15 protein-coding genes and 1 pseudogene are annotated in these 16,015 nt (G+C 66.7%); 9 read left to right on the forward strand and 7 right to left on the reverse strand.

The annotated features are described in order from the left end of the window. Nucleotides 1-50 precede the first annotated feature (50 nt). Nucleotides 51-524 (forward strand): IS110 family transposase, encoded by a 474-nt coding sequence (locus tag Q2K21_RS15830; protein WP_310771216.1) that lies wholly within the window; start codon nt 51-53, stop codon nt 522-524. Nucleotides 525-1,129: 605 nt separating this feature from the next. On the opposite strand, the gene Q2K21_RS15835 is transcribed toward Q2K21_RS15830, so the two are convergent. Continuing rightward, nucleotides 1,130-1,699, reverse strand: coding sequence for a DUF7660 family protein (locus tag Q2K21_RS15835; RefSeq protein ID WP_310771218.1), 570 nt, complete (start codon nt 1,697-1,699; stop codon nt 1,130-1,132). Nucleotides 1,700-2,025: 326 nt separating this feature from the next. On the opposite strand from Q2K21_RS15835, the gene Q2K21_RS15840 reads away from it, so the two are divergent. Together Q2K21_RS15840 and Q2K21_RS15845 are read left to right on the forward strand one after the other, a co-directional pair. Further along, nucleotides 2,026-2,340, forward strand: coding sequence for a hypothetical protein (locus Q2K21_RS15840; protein WP_310771220.1), 315 nt, complete (start codon nt 2,026-2,028; stop codon nt 2,338-2,340). Nucleotides 2,341-2,565: 225 nt separating this feature from the next. Continuing rightward, nucleotides 2,566-2,844: a hypothetical protein gene (locus Q2K21_RS15845; protein ID WP_310771222.1), complete on the forward strand. Its 279-nt coding sequence runs from the start codon at nt 2,566-2,568 to the stop codon at nt 2,842-2,844. Nucleotides 2,845-2,923: 79 nt separating this feature from the next. On the opposite strand, the gene Q2K21_RS15850 is transcribed toward Q2K21_RS15845, so the two are convergent. Next, on the reverse strand, nt 2,924-3,514 hold the full coding sequence (locus tag Q2K21_RS15850; protein WP_310771224.1) for a hypothetical protein: 591 nt from the start codon (nt 3,512-3,514) through the stop codon (nt 2,924-2,926). 80 nt (nt 3,515-3,594) lie between these two features. Continuing rightward, nucleotides 3,595-4,122 carry a hypothetical protein gene (locus Q2K21_RS15855; protein ID WP_310771226.1) on the reverse strand — a complete coding sequence of 176 codons (528 nt, stop codon included), beginning with the start codon at nt 4,120-4,122 and terminating at the stop codon, nt 3,595-3,597. Nucleotides 4,123-4,229: 107 nt separating this feature from the next. On the opposite strand from Q2K21_RS15855, the gene tpg reads away from it, so the two are divergent. Continuing rightward, on the forward strand, nt 4,230-4,658 hold the full coding sequence (gene tpg, locus Q2K21_RS15860) for a telomere-protecting terminal protein Tpg (protein ID WP_310771228.1): 429 nt from the start codon (nt 4,230-4,232) through the stop codon (nt 4,656-4,658). A 77-nt stretch (nt 4,659-4,735) separates the two neighbouring features. On the opposite strand, the gene Q2K21_RS15865 is transcribed toward tpg, so the two are convergent. Beyond that, nucleotides 4,736-5,125: a hypothetical protein gene (locus tag Q2K21_RS15865; RefSeq protein ID WP_310771230.1), complete on the reverse strand. Its 390-nt coding sequence runs from the start codon at nt 5,123-5,125 to the stop codon at nt 4,736-4,738. Nucleotides 5,126-5,423: 298 nt separating this feature from the next. Here Q2K21_RS15865 and Q2K21_RS15870 point away from each other — a divergent pair. The 4 genes and pseudogenes from Q2K21_RS15870 to Q2K21_RS15885 all read left to right on the forward strand — a co-directional run bounded on the left by Q2K21_RS15870 (nt 5,424) and on the right by Q2K21_RS15885 (nt 10,328). Continuing rightward, nucleotides 5,424-6,490 (forward strand): annotated as a pseudogene (locus Q2K21_RS15870) (hypothetical protein). Between the two features lie 281 nt (nt 6,491-6,771). Continuing rightward, nucleotides 6,772-8,133 (forward strand): hypothetical protein, encoded by a 1,362-nt coding sequence (locus Q2K21_RS15875; protein ID WP_310771232.1) that lies wholly within the window; start codon nt 6,772-6,774, stop codon nt 8,131-8,133. A gap of 1,270 nt (nt 8,134-9,403) precedes the next feature. Continuing rightward, nucleotides 9,404-9,532, forward strand: a complete 129-nt coding sequence (locus Q2K21_RS15880; RefSeq protein ID WP_310780992.1) for a helix-turn-helix transcriptional regulator — start codon at nt 9,404-9,406, stop codon at nt 9,530-9,532. 67 nt (nt 9,533-9,599) lie between these two features. Next, nucleotides 9,600-10,328 carry a hypothetical protein gene (locus Q2K21_RS15885; protein ID WP_310771234.1) on the forward strand — a complete coding sequence of 243 codons (729 nt, stop codon included), beginning with the start codon at nt 9,600-9,602 and terminating at the stop codon, nt 10,326-10,328. Nucleotides 10,329-10,349: 21 nt separating this feature from the next. On the opposite strand, the gene Q2K21_RS15890 is transcribed toward Q2K21_RS15885, so the two are convergent. After that, nucleotides 10,350-11,495, reverse strand: a complete 1,146-nt coding sequence (locus tag Q2K21_RS15890; RefSeq protein WP_310768341.1) for an ISAs1 family transposase — start codon at nt 11,493-11,495, stop codon at nt 10,350-10,352. Nucleotides 11,496-11,735: 240 nt separating this feature from the next. Here Q2K21_RS15890 and Q2K21_RS15895 point away from each other — a divergent pair, with 240 nt between their 5' ends. After that, nucleotides 11,736-12,347, forward strand: a complete 612-nt coding sequence (locus Q2K21_RS15895; RefSeq protein ID WP_310771236.1) for a hypothetical protein — start codon at nt 11,736-11,738, stop codon at nt 12,345-12,347. Nucleotides 12,348-12,535: 188 nt separating this feature from the next. Here the strand turns inward: Q2K21_RS15895 and Q2K21_RS15900 are convergent, their stop codons facing one another. Continuing rightward, nucleotides 12,536-13,405, reverse strand: coding sequence for an acyl-CoA thioesterase (locus tag Q2K21_RS15900; RefSeq protein ID WP_310771238.1), 870 nt, complete (start codon nt 13,403-13,405; stop codon nt 12,536-12,538). Between the two features lie 19 nt (nt 13,406-13,424). Beyond that, nucleotides 13,425-15,938 (reverse strand): DEAD/DEAH box helicase, encoded by a 2,514-nt coding sequence (locus Q2K21_RS15905; protein WP_310771240.1) that lies wholly within the window; start codon nt 15,936-15,938, stop codon nt 13,425-13,427. Nucleotides 15,939-16,015: the final 77 nt, after the last annotated feature.

Below are 16,015 nucleotides of genomic sequence, written 5' to 3' on the forward strand. Positions count from 1 at the left end.
TGCGCCGGGTTCGTCGACGACAGCCTGACCACGAGACCGGCGGGGGAGCGGTGCTTCACGCCGCCCACGTCATCCTGGGACTCCTGGCCCGGCGCATCAGGCAGCTCAGCGACGAGGTCCAGGACCTGGAAGGCCGCCTGACCCGGTTGGTGGAGCGCCACGCTCCGCAGCTGCTCGAGGTGGTGGGCATCGGTCCGGACACAGCCGTCACTTTGCTGATCACGATCGGGGACAACCCGGAACGCCTGGGCAGTGAGGCGTCTTTCGCGGCGCTGTGCGGGGTCAGCCCGGTCGAGCGTTCCTCGGGCAGTCGGCAGTACCGTCGCCTCAACCGGGGCGGCGACCGGCAGGCGAACGCGGCCCTGCACCGGATCGTGCAGACCCGCCTGCGCGTCGACCCGCGCACCCAGGAGTACTACGAACGTCGCAGCAAGGAGGGCAAGACCCGGCGCGAGATAGTCCGAAGACTAAAGCGCTACGCGGCCCGGGAGGTCTTCCACCTGGTCAGACCTGTGCAGTCGTAACCTCCGTTATAGGGGCGGTGTGATCAGTACTTCTGGAAGTGGTGCGAAGCCCTGCCCACCTGGGGTCTCGTGAGTGATCAACCCTGTGACCTGAGGCTGTGCCGTCAACGGTTGTCAGCGTTGGCCATCGTTGTGCGTCCTCGGACGGCCCAGAGACGGCCCGGGGCGACCGACTTCGTTATTCGCTGGCTGTCGCTGAGCGCGCACGGGCCTGCTTTCTTGATCGCCGGTAGCGGTGCCATCGTGGGGACAAATCGCCAACAACCAGTGCAAACAGGGCGAAGACTCCAGATGCCATCCAACCTGCTGGTTCGTCGGTCACCTTCCCCAGCAACCAGAACAGCAATGTGGTGATGGCCCATGCAGCGAACCAAGAACCACCACGACTTATCCAGGGAGCCTTCACGAGCGAAACCATACGTCTTGCGGCGCGCGCGGTCGCACAGGTGGTGCAGCCACGGCCGGAGCGCCAGTTTGGAAGATCGCGTACGCACACCCGACCTGACCTGGCGAGACGCTGACCTGTGGGTTCTCGGACCGTTCGCCCGGACTCCCCGCTGTTCCCCGTCGGCCGCTTCCTCATCGGGCACGCAGGGGGCACGTTGTCACTCGTAGAACCGCGCTGCACTCAGGGCCCGAGCTATGAACGTCCAGTCACCGCCGGCCGGTAGCTCTTGGCCGTGGTTCGCGTACCACCCCGGGGCGTCGCCCACCCACGCTTCCAGAGCCTCCAGGAAGCTGTTTAGCGTCCGGTTCTCCCACTGGTCGCCGCTCGCTTCGAAGTCCTCCCGCAGACGCCTCAGAAAGCCGCTCAGGGCCTCGCGGTCGGCAAGGCGCTCGTTAATTGTCAGTGGGAGGGGTTCGCGCTCGTCTCCCCAGTCATCGAGCCTGAGCTTGACTTGGCAGTTGTGCTCCGCATGGTCGACAACGCTCCCACTGATCACGAACCCCAGCGGGGGAGGGACAGTTCCAGGCGGTGAGCCACCGATCTCGGCCAGGCCCAGGGCGTACGGCGCCCCATCGATCTTCACGAACACGCCGAAGGGCTGCCGGCCGATGACCCTGCCGGTCACACGGGCGCCCACTGGCAGTGCGGTCAGGGTCGCTGGCCAGGCGCGTCTTATGTCCTCGGACGTCGGATCATCCACGCCATTCGGCCACGTGTACTCCGTCATGCGCCGCATCCCCCCGGCGATCGTGAACTTGAATCTGTGGCCTCATCCTTATCAGGTCGATCATGGGGCCCTTGGAACGTCGGTCAACTCGTCTCGCGCCTCGACTGGCTGTCCGTCGACGTTCGGCGGTGTCCGCCGCTGTCCGGCCCTGTTGGTGTCAGGTACTGGTGTCAGTGAAGAGGGGCGCTCTTGACAAATCCAACACAGCGTACTGGGACTTGTCCGGTCGATCATGAGGGACGCGGGGAAGCCTATGGACGGGCGGCGCGGCGGGTGCCATGATCACGCTGGCGTCCGGCGTGGGCCTGGCGCGCAGGGGAGGGATCATGAAGCTCTACCTCGCCATACCTCTTGTTCTGCTGGCGTTGCTCATCGCCGCCTCCGGCGTGGCGGCGGTTGCCCGCGGCTGGGTGCTCCCCATAAACCGTCGCCACGTTCGCGGCCCTCGCCTCTATGGCTGGGGCCAGCTGGTGGTGGCCTTCGCGCTGTGCTGGCAGGCGGTCTGCGGGCTGGTGATCAGCGACTCGGATACCCGGCTGTGGGGCACCCTGACCGGCAGCATGATTCTGTTGGTCGGCATCATCGTAATGACGGTGGGCCAGCTCGCGGGTGGTAATCGAGAAGGCAACGGCACGCCTTAGCCGCCCACTTCCTTAACCAACAACCCTCCCCAGCTCCCGTCCCGTACGCCGTCGACCCACACACCGTGGAGCGGACGTGGTTCATGGCGTCCAGGTGGAGCGCGCCACTGTACGAACGACCTGGACGCCATGGGCCGCGTCTGCTCGGCTTTGCCTGGGTCGATGGCGTACGGGACGGGAGCACCCCGACGCAGTCGATGACGAGGCCCAGCACGTCCACGGCCAGTGCGCATCACCCGCAAGACCCTCCTCGCCCTTGCCCTGCCCTCACCCGCCACCGAGCCGGACCGCCCCGGCATCCCTGACCATCCCGCCTACCAGCAGATCCTCACCGCCCTGGCCGACGCGGGCCGGCCGATGCGCGCCCGCGATCTCTGCCAGGCCCTCGACCTGCCGATCCTCCCGAAGAACACCGAAGGCATCCGCTCCAAACTGAAACGCCTGGTCAGCCGGGGCATCCTCATCGAGCCCAAACCCGGCTTGTTCGCCCGCCCCGATGCCTGAGGGCCACCCCCCCACCCGCGATCAGCGGTCCTTCCCCAACCTCAACCACGAAACGGACAAGAGCTCACGTTCCGCACTCTCAGGTTTTGATGATGGCGGCGGGCAGGGTACCGGTGAGGATCGCTTCCTTCGGCAGGGTCAGACCGAACCGCTGTTCCAGGATCTCCATGGGTCGCCGCTTGTCGGCTTCCAGTGCGGCGACCAGCTCGGCGTTGTTCCCAAGGACATTGACGACTCCTACCCAGTCGTCGTTGTTGAGATCACACATCACTTCGTACACACCGTCATGGTTGTAACGGAAATGTGGGGGAGGGACGTTCGGGTGCTCGGCCATGAAATAGAGCTCGTATGTATGCGCACCTCCGTGAGAGATCTCAGGAGTGTCGAATTGGCTGAGGGTCTCCTGCCAGGGGCCGTAGCCGATGGAGAAAGAAAGGTCACCGACCGATCCGTAGCGGACGCCCACGGTCGTGTCCACGGGCTTGCTGCGGTCGAGCTGGAATAGGTCGGCTTCGAATGCTTTGTGTGTGCGCAGGCCGATGAAGCGGGGCTCGGCACCAGAAACGAGCCGGCGTACGAGGTCTTCGGAATCGATACCGCGCGTGAAGATGGTGCAGTAGCCGCCGGGGAGCGGCACCGGGTATTCGAGCCACTGAAGGCCGTCGGCCATGAAGCAGCATCTCCTGTCGGGAAAGGAGCGGGGGCGGCGCCACCGTAGTCGGTGCGCACCGCCCCCACAGGTTGTTCAGGTCACTTGACCGTGCACTTCACGGTCGCTGCGGTTGCGCTGTACCCGGAGAATTCGGGGGCGTAGTACCAGTAGGCGTCCTTTTCGAGCATCCGGTTCGGCTGCGTGAACTGCGACGGGAATGGCTGCATGGACTGCGTGTTCATCCAGTTCGACATGGTGGAGCGTCCGCAGACTTCCTTCCACGTTGGCGCCTCCTGGCGCATGTCGTCATAGAAGTGCCACACATCGGTCTGGGTGCGCTGTGAGTATGTCTGCACACACTGATTACCCGAGGAGACGGGGTTGAGTCCGTCGGGGGCCGGCATGCCGCCGCTGTTGTAGGTGGCGGCATAGGCGAACTCGTCGCATAGGTAGGCGAAGGCACGGTCGACCTGCTCGGGAGTCAGCGGTGTGCGGGGCGGCACCAGGTACGGCATCAGCGTCTCCTGCTCGTTGGCGGCCGCCGTGCCGGTCACGGCGACCCTCCCGGACAGGCTCGGTCGCCTGGCCTGTGGATAGCGGTCGGCGATCCGGCGGCGACTGTCCACAGGCCGACCGCCGGACCGTACGGGGATGACGAGCGATCACGACGACAGTGCCCTGCCCGCACCCCGCCCCACGGCACGTCCACCGGCATGGTCGCGGGGGCAGATCCATGACGGCCTGGAGGCCGCGGAGCGGGAGCAGTTCACCCGGCCGGTGCCGAAGGGCGCGGGCGCGAAGATGCGGTTCCTCCTGGCCCGCGCGAAGGGCCGCGCGGGACTGGCAGCCGGGGGTTCGCGCCCGGGTCCGCGAGCAGGCCGCCTCCACCGGCGGACTGCTGATCACCGCGCGGGCCCGGTTCGGGTTTCGGGCCGCGCTCGGCTCCACCGACGACCCGCGCCCGCGGCTCATCCGGCAGACCGTCTCCCCGGACTACGCGGGCCGCATTCTCGCCGCCCGCGAGCGAGGCGCGACCGAAGCTGAGTTGCAAGAGCTGGTTGCGCAGGCTCTCGGACTCGCCTACTTCGGGAATTTCGGTGAACGAGCGAAGGGGGTTGAGGTGGAATTCACCGACGTGGATTACATCGACTTCAACTTTTGAGCAGCCCACGCGGGAGAGCTGGTATACCTGGCTCACTGAGCCAAAGCGCGATAGTTGTCACATAGGCAGGCTTGTTGTCACCTGCGAGGTTGGGCGCCGGACTCGGGGGTGTCGGCCGACTCCATGGTGGTGGATCGGCGTCCGCCGCAGCAGGCCACCACTACTGTCGCCGTGGAGTTCAGGAAGATCAAGAACCAGGATGACCTGTCCACCGCGTCGATGGATCCGGTACGAAGCGGCTCTTCCCCGGCTCGCAGAAGGATGTCGACGCTGTCGGCCAGGCCATCGATCGTGTGGCCACGCTTCAAGGAGTGGTGCATTCGACGCCGGAAGACGCCTGCGTGCCGGTTTGCCGGGACCAGGCCGTCCCAGACGACGAAGTCAGCCCCGGCGATCAGGGCGTTACGTGCAGGCCCGCATGCCGGCGTCTGATCGCGGAGCATGGCGATGAGGTCGTCGCGAGTCACACTGCGCCCCGGCGACAGGAAGACCAGTGATCGGCTATGTGTGACAACTCCAGCGCCTCTCTGGTGACAGTCCGGCTGCTTCGACCTGGTTTCTGTGCAGCCTATGCGGTGCCGTCGGTGACAACTACCGAGCCTCGGCACAGTCGGTGAGCCGAAGCACGATAGGTGTCACACAGGCAGGCTTGTTGTCACCGTGGCCCAGTCTGCGTGCGTTGGACTTGACCAGCTGAGCACCGACGCCAACGACGCCGGTCAAGGCGGCAGCGGCCTGTCAGCGGCCGGTGGCAAGATCGCCGGCATGGTCTTCGTACGTACTACTCCGCCGCGGCCTGTCGACGTCACCGCGGTCTTTCCTGAGCTGGCTCCGTTGGCGCGTGCGGCGATTCGGCTGCATCCACGTGCCGGGTCGCCCTCGGTACGGGACAGCTCTGTCGGTGGCCCGTTGCTGTGGCCCGCCGAGGAGCCGTGGCCGCACTGCGAAGCCGGGCACCCGGCACCGGACGGAGCAAGTCGCCGGCAGACATACGCCTCGACAGGCGCCGACGAGCCCGACTCCACCGTGATCCCCAAGGTCCTCACTCCACGCCGGAGGAGACGGCGATCCAGCACCGCAACGACGCAACGTTCATGGAACGACTCGAAGCCGGCCCTCTCTGGCCCGCGGAGAGTCCGGTCCCCATGCTGCCCGTCGCCCAGCTGTACGTGGGCGATGTCCCTCTCCTGCGGCCGCCCGGGGAAGCCGACGTGCTCCAAGTGCTGTGGTGTCCCTACGACCACGAACCGTATGCGAAGCCCGCGACTGCGCTGTTCTGGCGATCCGCGGCTGATGTCGACGATGTCCTGGCTCTGCCGCCGGACCCGTACGAGGCGGACTGGGACGGCTACGTGCCGGAGCCCTGTCGACTGGCACCAGAAGCGATCACCGAGTATCCCCACAGCCTCGATCTCAGCCCGGAGATGCGGCTGATGGTGGGGGACTGGAGCAGATGGCAGGCCGCCGGCGCCGGCGTGGACAGCTCGTACGCGAGCTATCCGGCGGAGTTCTATGACTGCAATCTGGCAAACGCTCCCGGCTGGAAGGTCGGCGGCTGGCCCCCGTGGGGCCGCACTGACCCCAACCCTCGATTCTGCAGTGTCTGCGAGGTGCAGATGGTCCCGCTGCTGACCATTGCCTCCTTCGAATGGGACTACGGCAAGCGCGGCTGGGCGCCATACGAGGACGAAGCTGCCGCCTATGCCGCCGGTCATCGCGCCGGCCAGGACCCTGCGCAGCCGACCAACGTGGAAGTCGGCAGCACCGACAACATGCAGCTCTACGTCTGCCCGACCTCCCCCGAGCATCCGCACACCGACCTGATCCAATGAGCTGTCGGGCCTGTCACACACCGTCCCGTAGCCGGTGAAATAAATGCTGCCGCGTGAGGGTGTGTGACAAGCTGCTTGCCTCGCTTGTGCCAACCAGACAGCTCCGACCGATCCCACTCACCACGTCATCCGGCTACGTCGGTGACAAATACTGAGCCTCGGCACACGAGAGCATCCTGCAATGAGCAGCGGCGCCCGTGCCGTTCGCTGCTGGAGCGATTGACGTGACGTCAGCGTAGGCATGGCGAGGGCCGTTGCCGCGGCTCGGCTAGCGTGGACGCATGGTCAATCTCAAGCAGCCGCGGCTGTCCGGGCTGGGGCGGAACCCGGCCGCTCCGGCGGACGTCCTGGTGCGCCTGGCCACGCACAGGGCTGGCCGCCACGGGCTGGTGACGCGCAAGGGGCAGCTGCCGGACGCGGTGGTCGAGGCCCTGCTGACGCACGGCGGCAGGGATTCGGCGGTGCTCCTACACGGAGGCCGAATCTCCCCGGCGATGCGCCACCGGATCGCCGAGCATCCCGACCCGGCGATCCGCGACGCCCATGCGGACTTCATCCGGACCATGGTGGAGCGCGGGGTGCCGATTGGTATCGAAAATCTGGTCGAGGCCTACGGCCGGCCACCGGCGGAACTTGCTGCCGCCTCGGATCCCAAGCTGCGCGCGATGGTCGCGGAGGCCTGGCGGGACCGGCCGATGGCCGTGCAACTGGTGTTGCTCACCGATCCGGACCCGGGGGTGCGGGCCGCGGCCACCAAGGCCGAGCACCCTGGGGTTCCTCCTGAGTACTACGCGCGCTGCCTCGCCGATCCGGCCGTCCAGGCCAACGTCGCGCGTCGTCTCCCGCTGACGCCGGACCAGTTCGCCCGGCTGCTGGAGGTCGGGGACGAAACCGTGCTGCATGCAGTGGCTGGCAACCCGAACCTGACCGCCGACATGGTGGTTCAGCTGCAGGACAGGGTGGACCCGTCTGTGCGCATCGCGGTGGCCTTCAGCCGCCACGTCACCCCCGAGACCCGGGACCGGCTGCTCGCGCTGGTGGAGGCCGAGAAGGCGGCCGGCAGCGTCGACGCCTGTGTCGCCCTCGACTGGTCCCCGTACGAGCCGAACTGGCTCCGGGACGCTCCGCTCGCCGAGCGGTTGACCTACCTCGACTGCTCGCACGCGGTGTTCCGCCGAGTTCTGGCAGCTGGCCGGGACCTACCGGACGAGGCCTGGCAGCGCCTTGACGACGACCCGGACGTGTCCGTCCGCCGTGCCGCCGCCCGCCGCCCCGACACACCGCCGCAGGTCCTGGTCCGGCTACTCCGCGCCCACGGCGAGGTCTTCCACATCCGACCGCTGCTGGTGGACCACCCCAACTTCCCGCGCCAGGCACTGCGCGGCTTCGTGGACGAGCCGGACCCGCGGGTGCGCGTCCTCGCTCTGGAGGACCCCGAGCTGCCCGTGTCGGTGCTGCGGCGGTTCGCAGACTCCGAGGAGGGGTTTCTGCGCGCGGGCGCGGCCCGGCATCCCAACGTCACCGCGGAACTGCTGGAGCGGCTGCTGGCGGACCCGGAACCCAGGGTCGCCGACGACGCAGCGGCCAACCCCGTGCTGCCGCGGGCCCAGATGGACCGCATCCTCACCGAGGCTGGCCTCTGACGGCCGTGCGGGGTTACGCCTCGGGCAGTGGCCGGACAGCGAGGCGGTAGTCCTCCAGGATCCGGCCGTTGGTCCAGCAGACGCACGCGCCGCCGACGTGCGGCTCAGGTGGACCGGGCTGGCGCCGTCACCAGCACTGGCCGCGTCCACCGTCCCCATGGGGAATGGTGACCGCGAGGGTGGGGAATTACGTGACGCTCAAGCGGTCGGAAGTGGGGAATTACATGCCGCTGACAGCAAAGGAGCCGAACGCTTCCTGCCTAGCTGACCAGAGGCCGTCCGCACACGATCAAGGGTGGGGCACAGGCATGCCACGCCGATCCGGGCCGCGCATCGAAGGAAGCCTGCGGAGGGACGCCGACTTCCGGCGCTACGCCCTTGGGCAGGGCATTTGCGTGACCAGACCGATAAGAATTGCACGCTCTCTGATGTAGCAGCCGATGTCGACGCTCACCCCGATTCGCCCACAGCAGACGAGAAAGAGGCCCAAAGGACTGGAACTTACCGCTGGGACCATGTCAACGTACAACGTCCCCAAAAACCACCAGGTCAGCGAAGAGGCACGGGCATTCGGGCCGTGGCGAACACAGCCGACGCCTGTGTCCTGATGCTGGCTGGCCTGCGCACCGAGCCTTGCCTCCCCTGAGGTCCGACCCAAGGAGCCCACCTGTCCGACGGCATGCTTCGGCTATACATCTCACGGTCCCGATCCGGTTCACCCTTCACGTCCTCAACGCCTGCACCGCCCAGCAACGCTAGGCCCACGTCGTCCTGGCCACCGCGGCGTGTCTCTGTGGCTGCCCGACCGGACTCATTGCCGAAGACCTGGTGCAACGCGTCTACCGTCGCGCTGGCGCAGCTTTGACGCACATCGCCGCCTACCCGGTGCGGAGTTCTGGCAGGTCGTCAAGCTTGCTCCGGTTGAGCGCGTTGCAAAGCGTGACCTCAGACCGGCTCATCGATCAGGCATTCCTTGTCATGGTGACCGACGGCAGGACATTGGTTTTTCCGGGGTACCGCTTGGCACCCTGGCCGCCGTCGAGGTGCGCAATATAGGCGACGTTCCCCGGTTAGCGAAACCGGGAATCCTCCAGATCATTGTTGTCGTTCGCACTCGGCTGTGCTTGGCGGTGGGGCCGCGCGGACGCAGTGGATCGTGCCGCGTGCTATCGCGCGGCTGCATGCATCAGTGGAAGGAATGCCGCACGTGGCCGAACCCGTTGACGACCTGTTGACCATCACCGAAGTCCTGGCGCTCCTGGGCGGAAATATTCATCGATCGAGTTTTCACCGCTGGCGGGCAACTGGCCGTGGGCCGCAGACGATGCGACTTCCTAACGGGCAAGTTCGCATCCGGCGGAGTGACTTGAAGAACTGGTTTGACAGCCTAGAAAGCTGAGCGCTCGCCCCACGTGGACATAAGTCTCATGCTTGTGGACCTAACCCCTCTGTATTGATGGTGGAAGTTGCGAATCGCGAACGTCCAATTTTGGAAAACTCAAAATAGAAAGGGTCGGCCGAAGCCGTATCAGGTTCGTTGGGCTGTTGACGGAAAAGCCTTCTATGCCTCCTACCGCTCCTCTGCCCACGCCGAGCTCTTCCGTATCAATCTTGTCGCTGCTGCGAACCGTGGCGAGGTCTTCGATACCGAGACTGGGCTCCCTGTGTCGATGCAGCCGGAGACGGAGGCGCTGACGTGGTATCAATTGGCTTGCGCCTACGCACAGATGAAATGGTCGGGTGCGGCGGCAAATACGCGTAAGAATACGGCTTCCGCGCTGGCTCGTATAACAACTGAACTGCTTGTCGAGCCTAAAAGGGGTGTGGTGGCGCCGGACTCGCAAGTAGTGCGTCGGGCCCTGACTCACTGGGCCTTCCGGCTGACAGCGCGGAGTGAAGCACCGGAAGTCGACGTGGCAGCCGCGTTGGAGTGGGTCGCGCAACACTCGCGGCCGGTGGCGGATTTGAAGGACCTTGATGTCGGTCGTCATGTCCTGCGGTCCATCAGCTTCCGTCTGGACGGAACGCCTGCGAGTCCCAGTCACTCACAACGGATCCGGGCTGTGTTTCACAACGCGCTCGAATACGCGGTGGAAAAGGGCGACCTACCGGAAAACCCTCTCAGCAGGATTGGCGGACGTGCTCCACGTCTCACTCGCCAGGTGGACCCACGCCAGGGTGGTTTCAAAGTCTGACTGTTCGCGCGTCTGTGCTGGTCAGCGGAGTCCGAGGAGTGCCAGGGGACGGGTGAACGGCTCGTAGGACATCTCGCGGAGTCCGGCGGCGATGTTGTGGTGCCCGGCGGCACGGAGGCAGTTGATCGCGTAGCTCCGCAAGGTGGCCATGTTCTCCGGGCCATGCTCGGTGTGCACCTTGGAGGCGTCCTCGCGGAAGGCAGTGTCCCTCACGAAGTGGAGCCGGTTTTCGATCACCCACTGCGAACGAATGATCTTCGCGAGCCGCTGTGGGGAGGCTTCCCGGCTGGTCAGATCGGTGATGACGTAAACCGTCTCGCGGCTGCGCCTGCCGGTCTTCAGGCAGGTGCGGTGGCGTACGACCCGGGCGACCTGTGTGGCGTGCGGGAAGTCGAGGTCATCGACGGTCAGGACCTGCACCACGCGGGTCTCCTTTCGGCCGTGCCCCTCGGTGCGGTCGTAGAACTTCGCGGTCACCTCCTTCCAGGGCAGCATGTGCAGCCGCTCGTAGAGACCGGCCTGGTTCTTCTTCACGCACAGCGCGTAGTGCGCCTTCTTCTCCTCGACGAGGAAGCGGGCGTGGCCGCGCTGGGCGTGCAGGGCATCGGCCGTCACGGTCACCCCGGTCAGGTCGAACGGGGCCAACAGGCTGGCGAAGCAGGTGATTTCATTCGTCTTGTCCGGGACTCGCAACTGCGTGACGGTCAGTCCGCCACCGGTCATGGCGGCGAGCAGATGCGCGGCTGGGGTGTCACCGTGGCGGGAGCCACGGGCGCTTTTGCCGTCCACGGCCAGGGTGTCGGCGCCGGACGGGTCGCTTCCCAGCAGGTCGGCGAGGCCACCTGGGCAGACTCGGTTGATGATCCGGCGGATCGTCGCCGTGCTCGGCGCGACGCACACGGTGAAGGCGGACACCGTCCGGGCGCCGAGCCGGGCCAGGGTGTCCTGCGGAGCGTTTCGCGCCCACTGCCCGATCGCCGCGAAGGACCGGGCCCCACACATGACGGCGGAGCAGGCCGTCAGCAGCACGCTCACGAACGGGTGACGCCTTCCGCGCCGGTCACGGGGATCGGGCAAGGTCGCCAGCCGGGACGGCAGGTCGCCGATCACGCGGTGCTGACGCGAGGGCGACTTGACCAGACACACGGTGGCAGACTGACGACACATCGAAGCTCCGGGCGATACAGGCGACTTGGTAGGTCACCGGCATCAACCGGAGCTTCGTTGCATGCGTGGCGGCCCGCGACCCCATCGTCATGATGCCGTGACCAGCACGGATCCTTGATCCACAAGACTTTGAAACCGCCCTGGGACCCACGCGTGGTGGTGAGTCCACGGCAGGCCAGAGAACTCTTGACCGCGGTCACCTACGTCGGCACCTGGGCGCACGGGCGAGGGCGACTCCTCATGCCGTTCTTCGCCACCTTGTACTTCGCGGCCCTGCGGCCGGAAGAGGCGGTCGAGCTGAGACTTCAGGATTGCCAGCTCCCGAAGAAGGGGCCGGGCCTCCTCACGCTGCACCAGGCCAGCACACGCGCCGGCTCCGCGTGGACGGATGACGGGCGAAAGCACGAGCGGCGAGGGCTCAAGCATCGGGCTCGCGGCGACGTACGTCTGGTACCGGTTTCCCCTGAACTGGTTCAGATACTGCGGGCGTACGTCGACGAGTTCGGGACGGCGGAGGACGGTCGGCTCTTCCGCAGTCCGAGCGGAGGCCGGTTGGACTCCACGCGATACCTCGATGTCTGGCACAAGGCGCGGCGCATTGCCTTCCCGCCACATCTCGTGGACTCCCTCCTTGCGAGGAGGCCGTACGACCTGCTTCATGCCGCGGTCTCCCTGTGGCTGAACTCTGGTGTCCCCGCCGCCGAGGTGGCCGAGATGGCGGGCCACAGCGTGGCGATCCTGATGGACACGTACTACAAGTGCATCCACGGTCAGCGGGAGCAGATGGTGCAGCGCATCATCGATGCCCTCAGTGAAGATCGGGAAGGCGGGGCGTCGGGCGAAGTGGACTAGACCATGCGTCTTCGCCGGCACACTATTGGCACAATCGCTGTGGGTTGCAACGAAACGCGATGAGACGCGGTGGGGTGCGCCTCAGGCCACGACCCGTGCTTCGTTCTCGGCAAGAACGTCGTAGCGACCGGCCCGCAGAGCGTCGCAAGACGTGACGCGGGCCGGTCGGCTATCGGTAAAACCCCAGGTCAGCCCAGTTTGCGGAACAGCCCCTCCTGCACCACGGACACGATCAGTTGCCCTTCGAGGTTGTAGATGCGGCCCCGGGCAAGGCCCCGGCCCCCCACCGCGATCGGCGACTCCTGGTCGTACAGGAACCACTCGTCCGCGCGGAACGGCCGGTGGAACCACATGGCGTGGTCCAGGGACGCCATGTCAAAGCCGCGCGGCCCCCACAGCGGTTCGACGGGGATGCGGACGGCGTCCAGGAGCGTCATGTCGCTCGCGTACGTGAGCGCGCAGGTGTGGACGAGCGGGTCGCTCCCGAGCGGACCCACAGCCCGCATCCACACCGCGCTGCGCGGCTCGGCGTCCTTGATCTCCTCGGCGCTCCAGCGCAGCCGGTCCACATAGCGGATGTCGAAGGGCTGACGCCGGGCCATTCGCTCCAGCGTCTCGGGCAGTGCGCCGAGATGCTCCCTGACCTCCTGCGCCACCGTCGGCAGCGACTCCGGGTCCGGCACCGTGCGGGCCGGCGGCAACTGGTGCTCGAAGCTCCCCTCCTCAGGCTTGTGGAAGGAGGCGGTCAGATTGAAGATCGTGCGGCCCCGCTGTACGGCGGTGACCCGGCGGGTCGTGAAGGACCGTCCGTCACGGACCCGTTCGACCTGGTACACGATGGGTACGCCCGGGATGCCCGGGCGCAGGAAGTACGCGTGCAACGAGTGCACCGGCCGTTCGCCGTCCGTGGTGCGGCCGGCGGCGACCAGTGCCTGGCCCGCCACCTGGCCGCCGAAGACCCTTTGCAGGGATTCCTGAGGGCTGCGGCCACGGAAGATGTTGACCTCGATCTGCTCCAGGTCGAGCAGGTCGACGAGCCTCTCGGCTGGGTTCGTCATCGGTGGGTTTCTCCTGTACTCACAGCTGACCGACGTCGGTGACCCGGATGATGGCGCGGCCCTCCGCGTCGGAGGCCGTGAGATCGACTTCGGCGCTGATGCCCCAGTCGTGGTCGCCGTTGGGGTCGGCGAACGTCTGCCGGACGCGCCACAGCCCGTTCTCCGGCTCCTCCTCGATCATCAGGAGCTTCGGGCCGCGGGCGTCAGGGCCGGTGCCGAGTTCGTCGTACTCGTCCCAGTACTTGTCCATGGCAGCGCCCCAGGCCTCGGCGTCCCAGCCGGCCTCGCCGTCCATCTCGCCGAGTTCCTCGATCTGGTCGAGGGCGGCGAGCTCCACGCGGCGGAACATGGCGTTGCGGACCAGGACGCGGAAGGCGCGCGCGTTGGAGGTGACGGGCCTGACCTGGTCGGCCTTCTCCTGGGCCTCCTCGGCCGTCATCTCCTCCGGGTTGGCCAGCTGCTCCCACTCGTCCAGCAGGCTGGAGTCGACCTGGCGCACCATCTCGCCGAGCCAGGCGATCAGGTCCTCCAGGTCATCCGACTTCAGGTCGTCGGGGACGGTGTGATCGAGGGCCTTGTAGGCGCTGGCCAGGTAGCGCAGCACGATGCCCTCGGTGCGGGCGAGCTCGTAGAAGGAGACGAACTCGGTGAAGGACAGCGCCCGTTCGTACATGTCGCGGATGACCGACTTCGGCGACAGCGGATGGTCCCCGACCCACGGGTGGCTCTTGCGGTACGTGTTGTACGCCTGGAAGAGGAGCTCCTCCAGCGGCTTGGGGTACGTAACGTCCTGGAGGCGCTCCATGCGCTCCTCGTACTCGACACCGTCCGCCTTCATCGCGGCCACGGCCTCGCCGCGCGCCTTGTTCTGCTGGGCGACCAGGATCTGTCGCGGATCGTCCAGCGTGGATTCGACGACGGAGACCATGTCGAGGGCGTAGGACGGGGACTCCGGGTCGAGGAGTTCGAACGCGGCGAGCGCGAAAGTCGACAGCGGCTGGTTGAGCGCGAAGTCCTGCTGGAGATCGACCGTCAGGCGCACGATGCGGCCGGTGGCATCAGGCTCGTCGAGCTTCTCGACGATGCCGCCGTCCAGCAGAGAGCGGTAGATCGCGATCGCGCGCCGGATGTGCCGCAGCTGCTGCTTGCGCGGCTCGTGGTTGTCCTCCAGCAGATGGCGCATCGCCTCGAAGGCGTTGCCCGGGCGGGCGATCACCGACAGCAGCATCGTGTGGGTGACCCGGAAGCGGGAGGTGAGCGGCTCCGGCTCGGAGGCGATCAGCTTCTCGAAGGTGTTCTCCGTCCAGCCGACGAAGCCCTCCGGTGCCTTCTTGCGCACCACCTTGCGGCGCTTCTTCGGATCGTCTCCGGCCTTGGCGAGCGCCTTCTCGTTCTCGATGACGTGCTCGGGCGCCTGCGCCACGACAAGGCCCGCCGTGTCGAAGCCCGCGCGCCCGGCGCGGCCCGCGATCTGGTGGAACTCACGGGCGCGCAGGGTGCGCACCCGGCTCCCGTCGTACTTGGTCAGCGCCGTGAACAGCACGGTGCGGATGGGGACGTTGACGCCGACGCCCAGGGTGTCCGTGCCGCAGATGACCTTCAGCAGACCGGCCTGGGCCAGCTTCTCCACCAGGCGGCGGTACTTGGGCAGCATGCCGGCGTGATGGACGCCGATGCCGTGCCGCACATAACGCGAGAGATTGCGCCCGAACTTGGTGGTGAAGCGGAAATTGCCGATCAGCTCCGCGATTTCGTCCTTCTCCTCGCGCGAGCACATGTTGATGCTCATCAGCGCCTGGGCCCGCTCCACGGCCTGTGCCTGGGTGAAGTGGACGATGTAGACGGGGGCCTGCCGGGTCTCCAGGAGTTCGGTGAGGGTCTCCGTGAGCGGGGTGAGCCGGTACTCGTAGGAGAGCGGCACCGGACGGGTCGCCGAGCGCACCACCGCCGTCGGGCGGCCGGTGCGACGGGTCAGGTCCTTCTCGAACATCGAGACGTCACCGAGAGTGGCCGACATCAGGATGAACTGCGCCTGCGGCAGCTCCAGGATCGGGATCTGCCAGGCCCACCCGCGGTCGCCCTCGGCGTAGAAGTGGAACTCGTCCATCACGACCTGGCCGACGTCGGCCTGCCTGCCGTCGCGCAGCGCGATGGACGCCAGTACCTCGGCCGTGCAACAGATCACCGGGGCGTCGGCATTGACGGAGGCGTCGCCGGTGAGCATGCCGACGTTCTCAGTGCCGAAGAGCTTGCACAGCTCGAAGAACTTCTCCGATACGAGCGCCTTGATCGGCGCGGTGTAGAAGGTGACCTCGTCCCGGGCGAGCGCCGCGAAATGCGCGCCCGCGGCGATCATGCTCTTGCCGGAGCCGGTGGGGGTCGAAACGATCACGTTCGCTCCCGAGACCACCTCGATCAGCGCCTCCTCCTGGTGCGGATAGAGGGTGAGGCCGCGCTCCCCGGCCCACGACTCGAAGGCTTCGTAGAGGGCGTCGGGGTCTGCGGTCTGCGGGAGCTGATCGATAAGGGTCACGCCCCCATCTTGCCTGTTCGCGCCCCCGATGGGGGAATCGGATGCAAGTCCGAAGATCACGAACGCTACGCTGTGGC

Origin of the sequence: Streptomyces sp. CGMCC 4.7035, assembly GCF_031583065.1 — a bacterium.
In the GTDB taxonomy this organism is placed as follows: Bacteria; Actinomycetota; Actinomycetes; order Streptomycetales; family Streptomycetaceae; genus Streptomyces; species Streptomyces yaanensis.